We start from the raw sequence: 14,886 nt of genomic DNA, 5'->3' as shown, positions 1-14,886 counted from the left end.
AATCAATATGAGCAATACCCAAAAAACCGGTTTTGTTTATTCAAACGAAATCTTACAATATCGTTTTAGTAATCAACATCCTTTCAATCAAATGAGATTGAAACTGACAACTGAACTATTAAATGATTTAGGTTATTTAAAACCTGAAAACATTGTTAAACCAAGGATTGCAACAGATGACGAATTAAATTTGATTCATAGCTATGATTATATACAATCTATTAGACGTGCATCACATGGCATTTTAAATGACAATGAAGCCAAGAAATATGGCTTAGATGGAAGCGATACACTGCAATTTAGAATGATGCATAAACACAGTGCACGCATTGTGGGTGGTGCCCTTAATTTGGCTGATAAAATTATGGACGGTACATTCACCAATGGTTGCCATTTAGGTGGTGGATTACATCATAGTTTGCCAGGTCGTGCCAATGGGTTCTGCATATACAATGATGTGGCAATTACCATTGCTTACCTTATCAAGCATTATGGTTTACGAGTAATGTGTATAGATACAGATGCACATCATGGTGATGGAACACAATGGAGTTTTTATACTAACAACGATGCATTAATTTATTCTATACATGAAACAGGTAAATTTTTATTCCCTGGGTCGGGAAACTATACTGAACGCGGCAATGAACAAGGCTTCGGTTATACCGTCAATATACCACTTGAACCGTACACAGAAGATGAGTCTTATCTCGAGGTCTTAAATGAAACATTAGAACCTGTTGTTGCCTCTTTCAAACCTGATATCATTGTGAGTGTGCATGGTGTAGATATTCATTATTTAGATCCACTCACACATATGAGTTGTACACTAAATGCACTTTATGAAATCCCCTATAAAATTAAAGCTTTAGCAGATAAATATACTGATGGAAAAGTGATTATGTTTGGTGGCGGTGGTTACAATATTTGGAAAGTTGTACCTCGTGCATGGTCGCATGTTTTTTTAGCATTAATTGGTGAACAACAACAACAAGGTGAATTACCTGAAAAATGGGTTGCTAAGTGGACACCTTATGCTACTTGTGAATTACCAAAGACTTGGAAAGACCAAAAATTAGATTATCAATTGATACCCAGACGTAAAGAAATTACAGAGATCAACATGAAGCATGCAACTCAAGTATTAAGCTGGTTTGAATAACCCTAATTTTTATAGTTTTACTACATAAAAAACACAAAGCGTGATAAAGCCCCACTACTCAGCTCATTGAGATTAGTGGGGCTTATGCATGAATTTCAGCTCAGGTAAAACTTAAAACCAGTGTATTCTTGCTAAACTAGTACAGCAAAATCATTTTAAACATGGATTTTGGTCATAACATCTGTGTTTTATTAAATTTATTTTGTTGTACCTCTGTATTCAATTCTATGCGGTAAAATCACATTAGGTTCATCAATTTCTTCTTCGTTCATATATTTGGTTAATAATCTCATTCCCACTGCACCAATATCATACAATGGCTGAATTACACTTGATAATTGTGGTCTAACCATTTCTACTAATCGAGTGTTATTAAAACTAACGATTTGTAAATCATCCGGAACAGTTACACCCTCATCTTGTGCTGCATGAACTAAACCAATTGCTTGTTCATCACTAATTGATAAAATAGCATCTGGTTTAGTAGATTTTAATGCACCAAATGCACGTAAACCATCTTTATATGTTTCATTACCATTGAAGATTAATTGTTCGTCTAAAGTTAATTGATTTTCTGATAGAACTTCTTTTAATCCTTCTAACACATCATCTTGTGCCTTCTTGGAATAATCTCCACCTACAAAAGCAAAACGTTTTGCCCCTTTTTCGATTAGGTGTGCAGTTATTTCTTTTGCAGCAGTTTGGAAATCAATATTAACAGATGAAATCCCTTCATCTTTACCATTCGTACCTGACACAACTACTGGTACAGATGATTTATTAATCAATTCTTTAATTTCTTCTGATATGGTACCACCTAAAAAGATAATGCCATCTACTTGTTTGCTTAATAAATTATTAAAAATTTCTTTCTCTTTGCTTGGATCATTATCAGAATTAGAGATGATTGAGTGATACTTATACATCGTAGCAATGTCTTCTAAACCACGTGCGAGTTGTGAATAATACACATTTGAAATATCTGGGATAATTACCCCAACAGTCGTCGTACGTTTACTCGCTAATCCTCTTGCTACTGCGTTAGGACGATAACTCAATTTTTTTATTACTTCGTTCACTTTGTCTCGGGTTTCTGGTTTTACATTTTGGTTACCATTTACGACACGCGAAACAGTAGCCATAGATACTCTAGCTTCTCTAGCTACATCATAAATTGTTACAGTCATAAACTTCCTCCTTGAAAGCGATTTCTTTATCATTATACTCTGTTTTCATAACATTTTCAAAGTTTACCATATTTTTCGTAAATGTAAAATCATTTTGTTTTGAATGTCATAATTATGTCAATTTCATAATAATTTATCAAATCTTATTTGAGTATATTTTTTATTTCATTAACAATAAATTTTAAAAGCACTATTTATTATTCGTATAAATAGTTATTATAAAGAAATATAAAAAACCCCTATAAGCACCTAAATAATTAAGATGCAAAATAGAGGTTATAAAATCATAATATCATATACATTATTTTAATTGTTTGTTGTTATACATATCAGCTAATGGTTTTAATTCATTGTAGAATTTTTCAAATTCATTTAAATCCATTTGTTGACCACTATCACTTAATGCAACGGATGGATCCGGGTGAACTTCTGCCATGAAGCCATCAGCACCAACAGCCAAACCTGCTTTTGCAGTCGGTAACATGATATCTTTACGTCCAGTACTATGTGTAACATCTACTAAAACTGGTAAATGTGTACCCTGTTTTAAAATCGGCACTGCGGAAATGTCTAATGTATTTCTAGTAGCTTTTTCATATGTACGTATACCACGTTCACATAAAATTATATTTTCATTACCTTGCGACGCAATATATTCAGCTGCAAAAATAAATTCTTCAATTGTAGCGGCCAATCCACGTTTTAATAATACTGGTTTATTAGAACGCCCTGCTTCTTTTAATAATTCGAAATTTTGCATATTACGTGCACCAATTTGGAAGACATCTAAATATTGATCAGCAATTTCAAAATCTGCTGGATTTACAATTTCACTTACAACATTTAAACCATATTTGTCTTTTGTATTTTTAAGTATTTTTAGTCCTTCTTCACCTAAGCCTTGGAAATCATAAGGTGATGTACGAGGTTTAAATGCACCACCTCTAATGAATTTTTCACCTTTAGCTTGTAAATTTGCAGCAACTGCATCTACTTGTTCTTGTGACTCAACTGAACATGGACCAAAAACAAATGATTTATTACCATCACCAATAATGCCTCCATTATCAAATTGAACAATCGTATCTTCTGGTTTCAATTTTCTAGATACATATAAGTGTTTTTCATTCTCTGATTTTTGCAAGTCAGTAGAGGCTTTAAAAATTTCTTTAAATAGTTGTTTAATCACATTATCATTAAACGGACCTTCATTTTTATCTAAAAGTTGGTTAATCATTTCTTTTTCACGTTGAGGGTCATAAACCATTGTACCCTGCTTGCGTTTTTCTTCACCTATTTTTTGTGCGATCTTCCCTCTTTTAGATAAAAGGTCTAATATTTGTTCATTAATTCCAACAATTTCATCTCTGTATTCTTGTAATTTGTCTGTCATTTTATTCACCTCTATGAAAATTTTACAGCGATATTTTATTCTGCTTTAAAGCGATAAAATATTTGTTAAACGTAATTCTAACAATAACTACATATAAGTTCAAGTCTCAAACGTAAAAAATCACTTTTAAAGTGAATACGTTTAATGATAACTGAATTTTCTGTTATTTGCTAGTCGTATTTTTACACTATTACATAAAATATGATTTAATTTCAACGACTCGTTACATTGCATGCAAGTAGATTTAGTTTAGTGCTATTTATTAAATTATGCAAAATAGCTTATTTTTTGAATAACAAAATATAAATTGTACGATTTTGTAATGTGCTGACGCTCGGGGAAATGATATGAGTGAGAGACTACAGGCTCGAACCATATCCCCAGGCAAGCATGCACGATTAAAATCGTAAGATTTTATATAAAATGGACTCATCCATCATGTGAATTCATATTAAGTTATATCTTTTGATTAATTAAAAATATGACTTGCTATTAGTTGTATAAGTTAAATAATTCGAAGCTTTTTTCTATTGTATTAAAATACATCACTCATAGAGATTTTGCATCGTGCTGACGCCCGGGGAAATGATATGAGCGAGAGACTACAGGCTCGAGCCATATCCCCAGGCAAGCATGTACGATCAAAATCGTAACATTTTAAATATAAAGAGGACCAATCCATATTAAGGATTGGCCCTCTTACTTTGAGAATGAAGATTTATGCCACAAACTCCATTTGATTATAGAATTTATTCCAAATTCAGATAACAACTTTTAGTCGTTAAATGTTCTTTTATCTATTTTACTTTTCGCTTTTTCAGACTTCTTGTTTTGTAATCTGTTTTTTGTATATGTTGGCACTTCTTGGTCAGAATTAGCTGAAACAGTATTGTTATCACTAGAAGATGGCTTACTTATACCTTGTTCAGCATTATCATGAACAATCATACCATCTTTAAAAGACACACTTTTATGTGTTTGCTTAACACGTTGCTCTGCAGCTTGAGGTGCATTATTATTTGAAGCTTGACCATGTTTATCTGCAGAATTTTCTACTTTATTATTATTTTCTACTGCATTATCTAATTTCTTTGTAACTAAATTAGGTACCTTTTGATTACCTTTGGCTGTTAGCGTTTCAGGTTTTAATAAATCAACTGTCTTTTCAGCTACTTTAGGATCTTTGGACATTGCATCACGTTTTTGACTCGCTGCTAATGCTAATCCTGCAGCAGTAATACTACCTGCAACTGTTGCTGATTTTAAACTATTTGTTGATTCAGCTTCGGTACTTTTAGTAACTAAATTAGGAACTGACTTTTTAGAATTAGATTTTACATTTTCTTCAGCTACAAGTGCATTTGTGTTTTCCTTAACTGTCGCGTCATTTTTTAAAGCTTTATTTTTCTCTTCAGCAGCATTCGCTAATTTTGTAGCCGATACTGTACCATTTTTTGATGATTTGTCAGAAGATGATGCAACTGTAGAATCAGATAAATGATGTGTTTCTGACTCTTGCTTAATTGCATTTTTTTGAGCATTTTTTTCACTTTCAGTTGGTTGTGCTTGTACATCAATATTGCTTAAACCATCATCTGATGCTGCACTTGATTGTTGTTCAATTAATGTTTCTTGTGCTTGAAGTGACGTATTAGATAAGTTGTGTGTAGCCGTCTCTTGTTGAATAGCAACTTTTTGTGCATCTAATTCATTGTTTGTAATTGCTTTTTCTTTTATGTGCGCAACTTGACGTTCTGCTTCTGCTTTATCATTTTCAGTTTCTTTAACTACATTTGATTTGAATGCTTTATTATTTTTAGGAACGGATTTATCACTTTGACGTGATTTACTAATAGAAACCAACCCTACAGCCGAACCTATCACTGCACCCACTATAAATCCATAAACAAACACATTTCTAGCGCCAGATGTAAAATATTCTGGAACTTCATAACTTTCTAAATTTCTTTCGAAATCATCTCGATTATAGTACTTCATAATTGAATGCCTCCTATAACAAATGCACTTAAATAAGTTTATACCTCATTTAAGTGCATTTGTTTTTTAAGTATATAAATGATTAATGGTCAACACGTGTAGTATAGCTATGATTTGCATCATCTGCTACGCTACTTGTTTTATAATTTGCACTTTCTCTACGATTTCTTCTGTTTTGCCATTTGTCAGCAACTTCCATTGCAACGTTTGACCATTGTACAACTTGAGAAATTTTATCTTCATTTTGAGAAATATTGTGCGTGATTGAGTTTGTTACTCGATCAACAGAACCATTTAATGTTTGAACTGAATCACCGATACCTTTCACAGCATCAACGACAGAGTTTAAACGTTCTGATTTATCTTGAATATCTTCAGTTAAGCGATTCGCTTTATGAAGTAAGTCAGTAGATTCACGTGTAATCCCTTGAATTTGTCCTTCAACTCCATCAAGAGTTTTAGCAACGTGATCTAAATTTTTCTTAACTGAAAGTAATACAACAACGATTCCTATACATAATACTAAAAAAGCAATCGCTGCAATTATTCCAGCTATAGGTAAAATCCATTCCATTTAAAACGCCTCCTAAAAAAACATATGTTGTTATTTAATATAAATACCCACATCATTTTAACATAAACATATTAAAATGAGGTAGTTACACCGATATTTTCCATATATGCACGTTGGATTTTTTGTATATCGCCTGCACCCATAAATAAGATTACTGCATCTTTATACTGTTCTAACGTATTTACACTTTGCTCATCAATAAGCGTGGAACCATCCACTCTTTTAATAAGATCTTGAATGGTTAGTTCACCATTATTTTCTCTTATTGATCCAAAAATTTCACATAAAAATGTTTTATCAGCAAGATTCAAACATTCAGCAAATTCTTCTAAAAAAGCCTGTGTTCTACTGAAAGTATGTGGTTGGAAAACAGCTATAACTTCTTTATTAGGATATTTTTTTCGTGCTGTCTCAATTGTAGCACTAATTTCTCTCGGATGGTGAGCATAATCATCCACTAATATTTGTTTACCCGCCTTAGTTTCATTAAATCTACGTTTTACACCACCAAATGTTTCTAACGCTTCTTTAATATTATCAACGTTTAATCCTTCTAAATAACTTATTGCTATTACAGCAAGTCCATTTAAAATATTATGATCTCCAAATTGTGGAGATAAGAAAGTATCATAAAATTTATTATTAATATAAACATCAAATTGTGTGCCTTTTTCACTAATTTGAATATTATCTGCATATATATCATCATTTTTAGAAAATCCATAGTAATAAATAGGTACATCTGCTTTTAAATCACGAAGATATGGATCGTCTCCCCAAGCTATAATTGCTTTTTTTACATTATGTGCCATTTCTTGAAAAGCATTAAAAACGTCATGTACATCTTTAAAATAATCTGGATGATCAAAATCAATATTTGTCATAATTGTATAATCCGGATGATAACTTAAAAAATGTCTACGGTATTCACATGCTTCAAAAGCAAAGTAATCACTAGCCGGAATACCTAAACCTGTACCGTCTCCAATTAAGAAAGACGTCTTTTTATCTCCGTTCATAACATGTGATAGTAAGCCAGTTGTAGATGTTTTACCATGTGCACCTGTTACAGCAACAGAAGTGTATTGGTTAATAACATGTCCTAAAAAGTCATGATAGCGAATTACTTCTAAATTTAAATCGTGTGCGCGCACTACTTCTTCATGCGTATCAGGAAAGGCATTACCTTGAACAATGACCATATCTTCCTTTATATTATCTGCACCAAAAGGTAGGATTTTTATACCTTTATTTTTTAATGCTACTTCTGTGAAAACATAATTCTTTATATCTGATCCTTGTACTTCATTTCCAAGATCATGCATGATTTGTGCTAATGAACTCATACCGGCACCTTTAATGCCGACAAAATGGTAATGTGTCATTGTAACACTCCTTTATCTCTATATTAATTATCATTCAAATCAGACTCTGTGATATACACATCTCTAGGTTTAGAACCGTTTGCTTCCGAAACATAACCTAACTGTTCTAGTTGGTCTACAATTCTCGCAGCGCGATTATAACCGATTTGGAAATGTCTTTGTATCAGTGAAGTAGAAATATGTCCTTCTTGTACCATAAATCGACATACGTCGTCGAATAAATCATCTTGTGGATGACTTTCTACTTTTTTCAACAATTCTTTTTCTTCAAAAAGATAATCAGGTTCACGTTGTTGTTTAATAAAATCAACTACATCATCAATTTCTTCATCAGAAACGAATGTTCCTTGTACACGTATTGGTTTGTTCATTCCACTTCCTAGGTAGAGCATATCCCCATAACCTAATAAGCGCTCTGCTCCACCACTATCTAAAATCGTACGCGAATCTACACTTGAAGATACCATAAAGGCAATACGTGTTGGTATATTCGCTTTGATTAATCCTGTAATTACGTTTACGGATGGTCTTTGTGTTGCAACTAACATATGAATCCCACATGCGCGTGCTTTTTGTGCAATTCGTGCAATTGATTGTTCAACCTCTTGTGGTGCCATCATCATTAAATCAGCTAATTCATCTATTACTATAACAATTTTTGGCATTCTATCTTCATAATTTGCCTTTTTATTAAAAGCAGTTATATTTCTAACGTGATATTTGGCAAATACTTTATATCGACGTTCCATTTCTTCAACTGCCCATTTTAAACTTTGTGTAGCAGCTTTAACATCAGTAATAACAGGAGACACTAAATGTGGCAAGCCATTATATGGTGCCAACTCAACCATCTTAGGATCGATAAGTAATAACCTTAGTTCTTCAGGATGATTTTTATACAATAATGACATTAAAATGCTGTTAATAGATACAGATTTACCTGAGCCTGTTGCACCAGCAATTAATGCATGAGGTGTTTTTGCTATATCCATTACCAACGGCTCATTGTTAATTCTAAGCCCCATAGCAACTGTTAATTTAGATTCAGCATTTTTAAATGTATTATCTTCTATAATAGAACGTAAATTAACAGGTGTTGAAGACTGATTTGGCACTTCAATACCTACTAAACTCGTACCTGGAATAGGTGCTTCAATACGTATATCTTTTGCTGCCAATGCCATTTTAATATCATCTTGTAAGTTAGTAATTCTAGATACTTTCACACCTTTTTCAACAGACAATTCAAAACGAGTCACACTTGGTCCTTCCGTAACAGTTTGCACTTCCGCAGGTACATTGAAATAATAGAACGCTTCATTTAATTCTTGTTTCTTTTCTTCAATCCATTGATTATCTATTTCATGCATTTTAGGTTCATCAAGTAAATCAATACTTGGAAGTTTAATATTCGGACCTTTTCTTATTGTCGTTTTACTCTCTTGGGGTGTTTGTGTATTTTGGCTTGGCTGACCCACAGAATTTGAATTCTGAAACATCATATCATCAACTGATTGATTGTCTAAATGTGTGGATTCAAGATTTTGTGTTTTTTCACCATGCTCGTTATCTATATCTTCATCTTTCAGACCTTTACTGGACTGTACATCCTCAGTCAATGTTTCAGATTGCGCATGCATATCCGTAATTTTTGACTTATTATCGTCAGAAGCATTTACTTCCACGTTATTTTCGGTATGCATTTGTTGATGATAAGAGGCAGTTGTTTCATCTTTTTTCGTTTGTGTTGATTTATCTATATTTTCATCTGATTGTTGTAATTTAACCTCATTTGAGTTGACAGAAGTATTCGTGTTGTTAAGATTTTTTTTAGCATCAAGCATTCGTTTTTTGTCAGATGGTGTCATCACTACATTGAAAGGTTTGCTCCCTTTCGATCTAGTTGTATTTTTATGTTGTTGATTCCTTTGTTCATCCCTATTAACTTTAGCTGCTGGCTTATCATGAACTTGTTGTGTTTCATCAGCTTTATTCTCTGAAATCTGTGCGTCGTTAACAAACGTACTTTCACCAGTTCTATCCGCTTCAGTATTCACCGATGAATCATTTGGATATCGTGAAGTATTTTGATTTAAATCATCAGTGTCACCTACATTTTGCTCATCTTCTTTTTCAAAATGATGGTTTGTATACATTGATGTATCATCCACAGAATAATCATTTTCATTTTTTGATGTTTTTACTTCATTATTGTGCGCTTGTTGAGTCGAATCAAGCGTATTTTGTGACATATCCTTTTGAACATCTGAAATTTCTCTATAAGTTGCATCCGAAATTTCAGTATTATCGGTAGATTCTGTTGAGTTTTCATCGTCGTGTTGCAGAACATTATCTATTTCTACATGGTTACTATCTTGAAAAAGATTTGACTCGTCATTAGATTGACTCGTTGATGTTTCTGTAATACTTGGTTCATTTTCTACATTGACAGTTTGATTCTCACTTTCATCTGACTCAACATCTGATTGGTTATTGTCAATGTTATGTACATCACTTATATGATCTAAATTAATTTCTTGATACTTGTATTGTGACGTATCACTTTGATCATCAGCATCATTTTGTTCATTTGTATCTTTATCTGACAATTTTTTTGCGTAGTCTGTATCACTATTATTATTTTCTGACCCGTCTAATGAACTTTCTCCAATATATTGTTTTGCTTGTTGTGCATACATTTCATCAATTGCTTTTTGAATTGTATCTTCGTCATTTTGTTGATTTTCTTGTCGCTTCTGTTGCAATGCTTTCTTAAACTGACGTTTTTGAAGCACTTTACGCTCACGTTCTCTACGAATTTCTTCAACAATTTGAGACGCATAGATATTTTCTATATTGATTGTATTGTTCTTTTTAGGTGTAGTTGTAGATTGTGATACATGATCTTGTTGCATAGATTTATTTTGCGTTTGTTCTTTGCTCTTTTTAGACGATGGTTGTTCGCTATCAACTTGAGAAGTTTGATCAGACGTTGGTTCATCAGTGACGCTTTGGTCAATGTTAGAATTTAATTTTTGTCCTTCTTGCATTTCACTCTCATTATCTTCTGTAAAACGATTATTAGGTTTTATCACACCATTTTCTAAAGGATGTGGTTTTTTAGTTCCAAAAATAGCTGAAGGAACTTCGCTCGCTTTAAATTCACTTTTGTGATATTGAGGTGTAGTAGGCTCATGTTTTTTTGTACTATGTCCACTTCCGTGTCCAGTACCGCCTAAAACATCTGTTTGAATTCTTGTTCTTTTTCCTTTGTGTTGTTTCTTTTCTTTACGAACTTCATTATCTAATGACGCATTTGTTTTACTACGTGATGATGGATAAGATTCTGTAGATGGTTGATCAAATTTATCTGTAGTTGTTTCATCAGCCATTTGTCTCCGTCTTCTATAGTGGTGATTCTCAGTATGATGATTAGATGACTTATGATTGGAATTTTTAAATTCATTTTCTGAGGATTCTTTATTAGCGTCCTCAGCGTCACTATTTTCTTCTAAAACACGCATTGGAAATCTAAATTTCCCTTTGGGTCTCTCATAAACATCGTTATTTTGAGGAAGTAATGTGTCTTGATGTTCTTGTTGCATATTCTTTTGGCGTCGTTGGTTTCTTTTATTTAGATAATCTTTATTAGGATCATTTTCTTCTCCAAATAATTTGTCGAACCAGCTCATTCGGACATTACCTCCTTCTATTCTTCAAAAAATGCCTGTCCAACTTTGTATTCATCAGACAATACCATAATACCTTTTTCCTGTGGAGCATTTGGTAAATTTAATTCTTTCATAGAACAAATCATTCCACTTGAATCTACACCACGTAATGCTGCATCTTTAATAACCATGCCACTTGGCATCACAGCTCCTACTTTTGCTACAACGACCTTTTGTCCTGCTTCAACATTCGGCGCTCCACAAACGATTTGTAGCTTTTCTGTTTCTACATCTACATTTAAAACACTTAATTTATCTGCATCTGGGTGTTTTTCTTTAGTTTCTACATAGCCGACAACAAATTTTGGTGATAAATCTGCGTTCAATTCAAATGTGAAACCAGCATTATTAATTGCTTGCTGCAAGTCATGAAGCAAATTTTCATCCAATTTTATATGACCTTTTCCAGTAATATTAGAGACCTTTGATGCATTGAATATATTAAAACCTACAACCTTATTATCTTGACGAATTTCCACTACATCATTCTTTGTTTCATAAGTAAATTCACCTGTTGTGGGTTCAATTTGTAAAAAAGCTACATCTCCTACAGCTTCTTTATTGTAAAATAAATTCATTTTTTTAACTCCTTATTTCTTATCTTTATTTTCATATTGTTTTCTAGTTGCTTCTAATCTTTGGATGACATTTGGGTTTCTTTTTTGCTTATTATTTTTACCTAATATAAATATTGGTTCAAAATGTCCATTATCATAAGCTAATGATAATGACGTGATTGGAACTAAACCTTTCGTGAAGAATTCCATCGTTAAATGTGCCATGACATCATAACCTGTTTTATTTCGTATATCGGCAATAATTAACACATCTTGATGTGGTACTGCTACCAACATTTCACCTTCACATTGAGCTTGTATGTCATTCAAAAAGGTATTATTTAAAATTCTACTTGCATCGTAGCCATCATTTGAATTTACAAAATAGAAAATATTACCTTTAACTTCATCAGTTTTATATTTGTTTTCAAGTTTTCTGACATTAAATAATGCCATTTCTTTCACTTGTTGTTTAGTAAGATTTAATTTTTCTAACATTTGTTCATCTATTAATCGATAAGATTTTCCTAAATCTACTGCATAATAAATATTTGTTTCTGCAGTATGTTTATCTATAACAAATGAATTACCTTCTTTGTCTTTTTTATCAAAACTAGGCGATCTCAGTACAGGCATTATCTCAATGTTCTCTGCTTCAGATAAAGCCTCCCCTTTCATTTGTTCAATCGCTTCTTCAACATAATATACAATTTCATCTACAATGTTTTCTTTTTGTTCTTTATATTTCGCTACGATTGTAGAAATTTTAACAGTAACACCTTTGCCATTATCATTTCTAGATACACGTAGCGTTTCTTCATCACGATTAAAACTAAATTTAACATCTAAATGTTTCAATCTATCTTTTAATTTATCTCTCATTTGAAAGACATTCATCGTTAACACTCCTATTTACGTGTCTTAATACAGTTTACAATAAATATACCCTTAGGAACAGAAAAAAAGTAAGTTCTAAGGGTATATTTTTAGCGTACACATTAATATACATTTGATTCACTTTATTTTTATAAAGAAGCTAAAAATTCATCTATCTGTTCAATGGATTTACGTTCTTTGCCAATATAACTTCCAATTTGTTGTCCATTACTAAATACTAAAAAACTAGGAATGCCCATAATACCATGTTCAATACAAAGATCTATAAATTTATCTCTATCCACTGATATGAATTTATAATTTGTATACTTCGCTTCAAGTTGTGGTAGGTCTGGTTCAATTACTTTACAATCCGGACACCAATCAGCAGTAAATAAAAATACTGTGTGTCCTTTTTTTAATTCTAAAAATTGTTGTTCATTTTCTAATTGTTCCATCTAATCACTCCAAAACGTTATTTATACTGTAAAGTATTTATTACTTCGTTATCTAAATTTTTAACTGATTGTAATATTAAACTTCTTGCAGCATCATAATCGCGAAAATCAAATACTGCATTTGTACTGTGAATATAGCGTGCACAAACACCTATAACCGCGGTTGGTATACCTATGTTGGCTTTGTGAATTTCTCCTCCATCTGTACCACCTGGAGACATATAATATTGATGTGGAATTTTAAATTTGTTTGCTAAATCTAACAGAAAATCTCTAAATGTTGGTTTTAGTATCATTGTTCCATCTTTTATACGAATTAAAGTCCCTTTTCCCAGTTCACCGGAAAGATTTTGCTTTCCTTTCATATCATTTGCTGGTGAACAATCTACTATAAAAGCAACATCTGGATCAATTAATTCAGCAGAGGCTTTTGCACCTCTTAAACCAACCTCTTCTTGGACATTTGCTCCGACATATAAATCAAAACCTAACTCTACATCTTTTAATAATTCTAATAATTCTATGCCTATTAAACAACCATAGCGATTATCCCACGCTTTACTAGCAAACCTATGCTCTGATAATTGTGTGAATGGTGTGTCTGGAACTATAGTATCACCTATTTGAATGCCTCGATTTATGACATCTTGTTCGTTTTCACAACCTATATCTAATAATAAGTCTTCAATTTTTGGTGCGCCTTCGTTACCTGTTCTAAAATGTTTCGGTATATTTGCAACGACCCCGACAATTTCTTCGTTGTTTCTTGATTTTACCTTTAACCTTTGGCCTTGCCAAATATCTGTTGCTACTCCACCTAAATTAGTGAATTGTAAAAGCCCATTATCTGTGATGTTCGTTATTAAAAAACCTACTTCATCCATATGAGCGGCAACCATTATTCTTTTAGGATCTTTAGATTTAGATCGTTTAACCCCATAAAAACCACCCATACGATTATAAACAAAGTCATCTACATATGGTGACATCTCTTCTTTCAAATATGCTTTAACGTCATCTTCAAATCCTGGTGCGCCATGTAATTCTGTTAATATTTTCATTCTTGATAATGTTTTACTTTTATCTATACTCAATGTCTTTCACTCCTTAATATTTATTATATCATCTTCATTATGGTAAACTATAAATATGAATTTATTGGGGGTAGATTGTAATATGTTGAATAAAAAAAGTTGGTTCTTCATCGGCTTAATCTTAATAACAACTATTGTTGGATCAATTTATTTTTATACTCGCCAAAAGCAACTACAAAATCGTAATCCTGAAACTATTATTTCAGATGTAAAAACTTATTTTATGAATGTTGTAGGTTCTTACATATTAAACGAAACGATAATGTATCAAAATGCTGGCGATCAATTAGAAGTCTTTCAAGGTGGTATCACTACCCTTCATAATGGCAAACGCACTTATTATGATTTTTATGCTAATGCTAAAACCAGTGAAGTGATAAACATCGTTGAATGCAAATGATAAATGGTTAAAGTTATGAACATTTTTGTATCATGTAGTCAACGATTATCGACTACATTAAAAGAAATAAA

12 protein-coding genes are annotated in these 14,886 nt (G+C 32.3%); 2 read left to right on the top strand and 10 right to left on the bottom strand.

The features are described from left to right. Positions 1-7 precede the first annotated feature (7 nt). A complete protein-coding gene (locus tag KA926_RS09945) occupies positions 8-1,162 on the top strand; it encodes an acetoin utilization protein AcuC (RefSeq protein ID WP_210144229.1) in 1,155 nt (384 codons plus the stop codon). Between the two features lie 197 nt (positions 1,163-1,359). Here the strand turns inward: KA926_RS09945 and ccpA are convergent, their stop codons facing one another. The 10 genes from ccpA to KA926_RS09895 all read right to left on the bottom strand — a co-directional run bounded on the left by ccpA (position 1,360) and on the right by KA926_RS09895 (position 14,382). Further along, the gene (ccpA, locus tag KA926_RS09940) at positions 1,360-2,349 is read right to left on the bottom strand and encodes a catabolite control protein A (RefSeq protein WP_019467758.1); all 990 of its coding nucleotides are present in this window, start codon (positions 2,347-2,349) and stop codon (positions 1,360-1,362) included. A 301-nt stretch (positions 2,350-2,650) separates the two neighbouring features. Further along, positions 2,651-3,742, bottom strand: a complete 1,092-nt coding sequence (locus KA926_RS09935) for a bifunctional 3-deoxy-7-phosphoheptulonate synthase/chorismate mutase (protein ID WP_210144228.1) — start codon at positions 3,740-3,742, stop codon at positions 2,651-2,653. A gap of 774 nt (positions 3,743-4,516) precedes the next feature. Continuing rightward, on the bottom strand, positions 4,517-5,740 hold the full coding sequence (locus tag KA926_RS09930; RefSeq protein WP_210144227.1) for a hypothetical protein: 1,224 nt from the start codon (positions 5,738-5,740) through the stop codon (positions 4,517-4,519). An 82-nt stretch (positions 5,741-5,822) separates the two neighbouring features. Next, complete coding sequence (locus KA926_RS09925; protein ID WP_107384403.1) at positions 5,823-6,314, bottom strand: DUF948 domain-containing protein; 492 nt, start codon at positions 6,312-6,314, stop codon at positions 5,823-5,825. 71 nt (positions 6,315-6,385) lie between these two features. Next, entirely contained in the window at positions 6,386-7,699 is a 1,314-nt protein-coding gene (gene murC, locus KA926_RS09920; protein ID WP_210144226.1) for a UDP-N-acetylmuramate--L-alanine ligase, read from the bottom strand. Between the two features lie 23 nt (positions 7,700-7,722). Next, on the bottom strand, positions 7,723-11,391 hold the full coding sequence (locus tag KA926_RS09915; protein WP_210144225.1) for a DNA translocase FtsK: 3,669 nt from the start codon (positions 11,389-11,391) through the stop codon (positions 7,723-7,725). A 17-nt stretch (positions 11,392-11,408) separates the two neighbouring features. Beyond that, positions 11,409-12,008 carry a YtpR family tRNA-binding protein gene (ytpR, locus tag KA926_RS09910; RefSeq protein ID WP_210144224.1) on the bottom strand — a complete coding sequence of 200 codons (600 nt, stop codon included), beginning with the start codon at positions 12,006-12,008 and terminating at the stop codon, positions 11,409-11,411. Between the two features lie 12 nt (positions 12,009-12,020). Further along, the gene (locus KA926_RS09905) at positions 12,021-12,884 is read right to left on the bottom strand and encodes a DUF1444 domain-containing protein (protein WP_107384407.1); all 864 of its coding nucleotides are present in this window, start codon (positions 12,882-12,884) and stop codon (positions 12,021-12,023) included. 128 nt (positions 12,885-13,012) lie between these two features. Next, on the bottom strand, positions 13,013-13,321 hold the full coding sequence (locus tag KA926_RS09900) for a thioredoxin family protein (protein WP_210144223.1): 309 nt from the start codon (positions 13,319-13,321) through the stop codon (positions 13,013-13,015). Between the two features lie 17 nt (positions 13,322-13,338). Next, positions 13,339-14,382 (bottom strand): M42 family metallopeptidase, encoded by a 1,044-nt coding sequence (locus tag KA926_RS09895; RefSeq protein WP_419109907.1) that lies wholly within the window; start codon positions 14,380-14,382, stop codon positions 13,339-13,341. Between the two features lie 115 nt (positions 14,383-14,497). On the opposite strand from KA926_RS09895, the gene KA926_RS09890 reads away from it, so the two are divergent. Continuing rightward, positions 14,498-14,815: a hypothetical protein gene (locus KA926_RS09890; RefSeq protein WP_210144221.1), complete on the top strand. Its 318-nt coding sequence runs from the start codon at positions 14,498-14,500 to the stop codon at positions 14,813-14,815. Positions 14,816-14,886: the final 71 nt, after the last annotated feature.

It is taken from the genome of Staphylococcus sp. GDY8P94P (assembly GCF_017892255.1).
Classification (GTDB): Bacteria; Bacillota; Bacilli; order Staphylococcales; family Staphylococcaceae; genus Staphylococcus; species Staphylococcus cohnii.
The sequence above is the reverse complement of the archived record's forward strand: the minus strand, read 5'-3'. Positions and strand labels throughout refer to the sequence as shown.

Coding starts and splice junctions, on each gene's coding strand:
- KA926_RS09890 (WP_210144221.1), top strand. CDS start 14,498: ATGTTGAATAAAAAAAGTTGGTTCTTCATCGGCTTAATCTTAATAACA.
- KA926_RS09925 (WP_107384403.1), bottom strand. CDS start 6,314: ATGGAATGGATTTTACCTATAGCTGGAATAATTGCAGCGATTGCTTTT.
- KA926_RS09935 (WP_210144228.1), bottom strand. CDS start 3,742: ATGACAGACAAATTACAAGAATACAGAGATGAAATTGTTGGAATTAAT.
- KA926_RS09930 (WP_210144227.1), bottom strand. CDS start 5,740: ATGAAGTACTATAATCGAGATGATTTCGAAAGAAATTTAGAAAGTTAT.
- ccpA (WP_019467758.1), bottom strand. CDS start 2,349: ATGACTGTAACAATTTATGATGTAGCTAGAGAAGCTAGAGTATCTATG.
- KA926_RS09945 (WP_210144229.1), top strand. CDS start 8: ATGAGCAATACCCAAAAAACCGGTTTTGTTTATTCAAACGAAATCTTA.
- KA926_RS09900 (WP_210144223.1), bottom strand. CDS start 13,321: ATGGAACAATTAGAAAATGAACAACAATTTTTAGAATTAAAAAAAGGA.
- murC (WP_210144226.1), bottom strand. CDS start 7,699: ATGACACATTACCATTTTGTCGGCATTAAAGGTGCCGGTATGAGTTCA.
- KA926_RS09905 (WP_107384407.1), bottom strand. CDS start 12,884: ATGAATGTCTTTCAAATGAGAGATAAATTAAAAGATAGATTGAAACAT.
- KA926_RS09895 (WP_419109907.1), bottom strand. CDS start 14,382: ATGAAAATATTAACAGAATTACATGGCGCACCAGGATTTGAAGATGAC.
- KA926_RS09915 (WP_210144225.1), bottom strand. CDS start 11,391: ATGAGCTGGTTCGACAAATTATTTGGAGAAGAAAATGATCCTAATAAA.
- ytpR (WP_210144224.1), bottom strand. CDS start 12,008: ATGAATTTATTTTACAATAAAGAAGCTGTAGGAGATGTAGCTTTTTTA.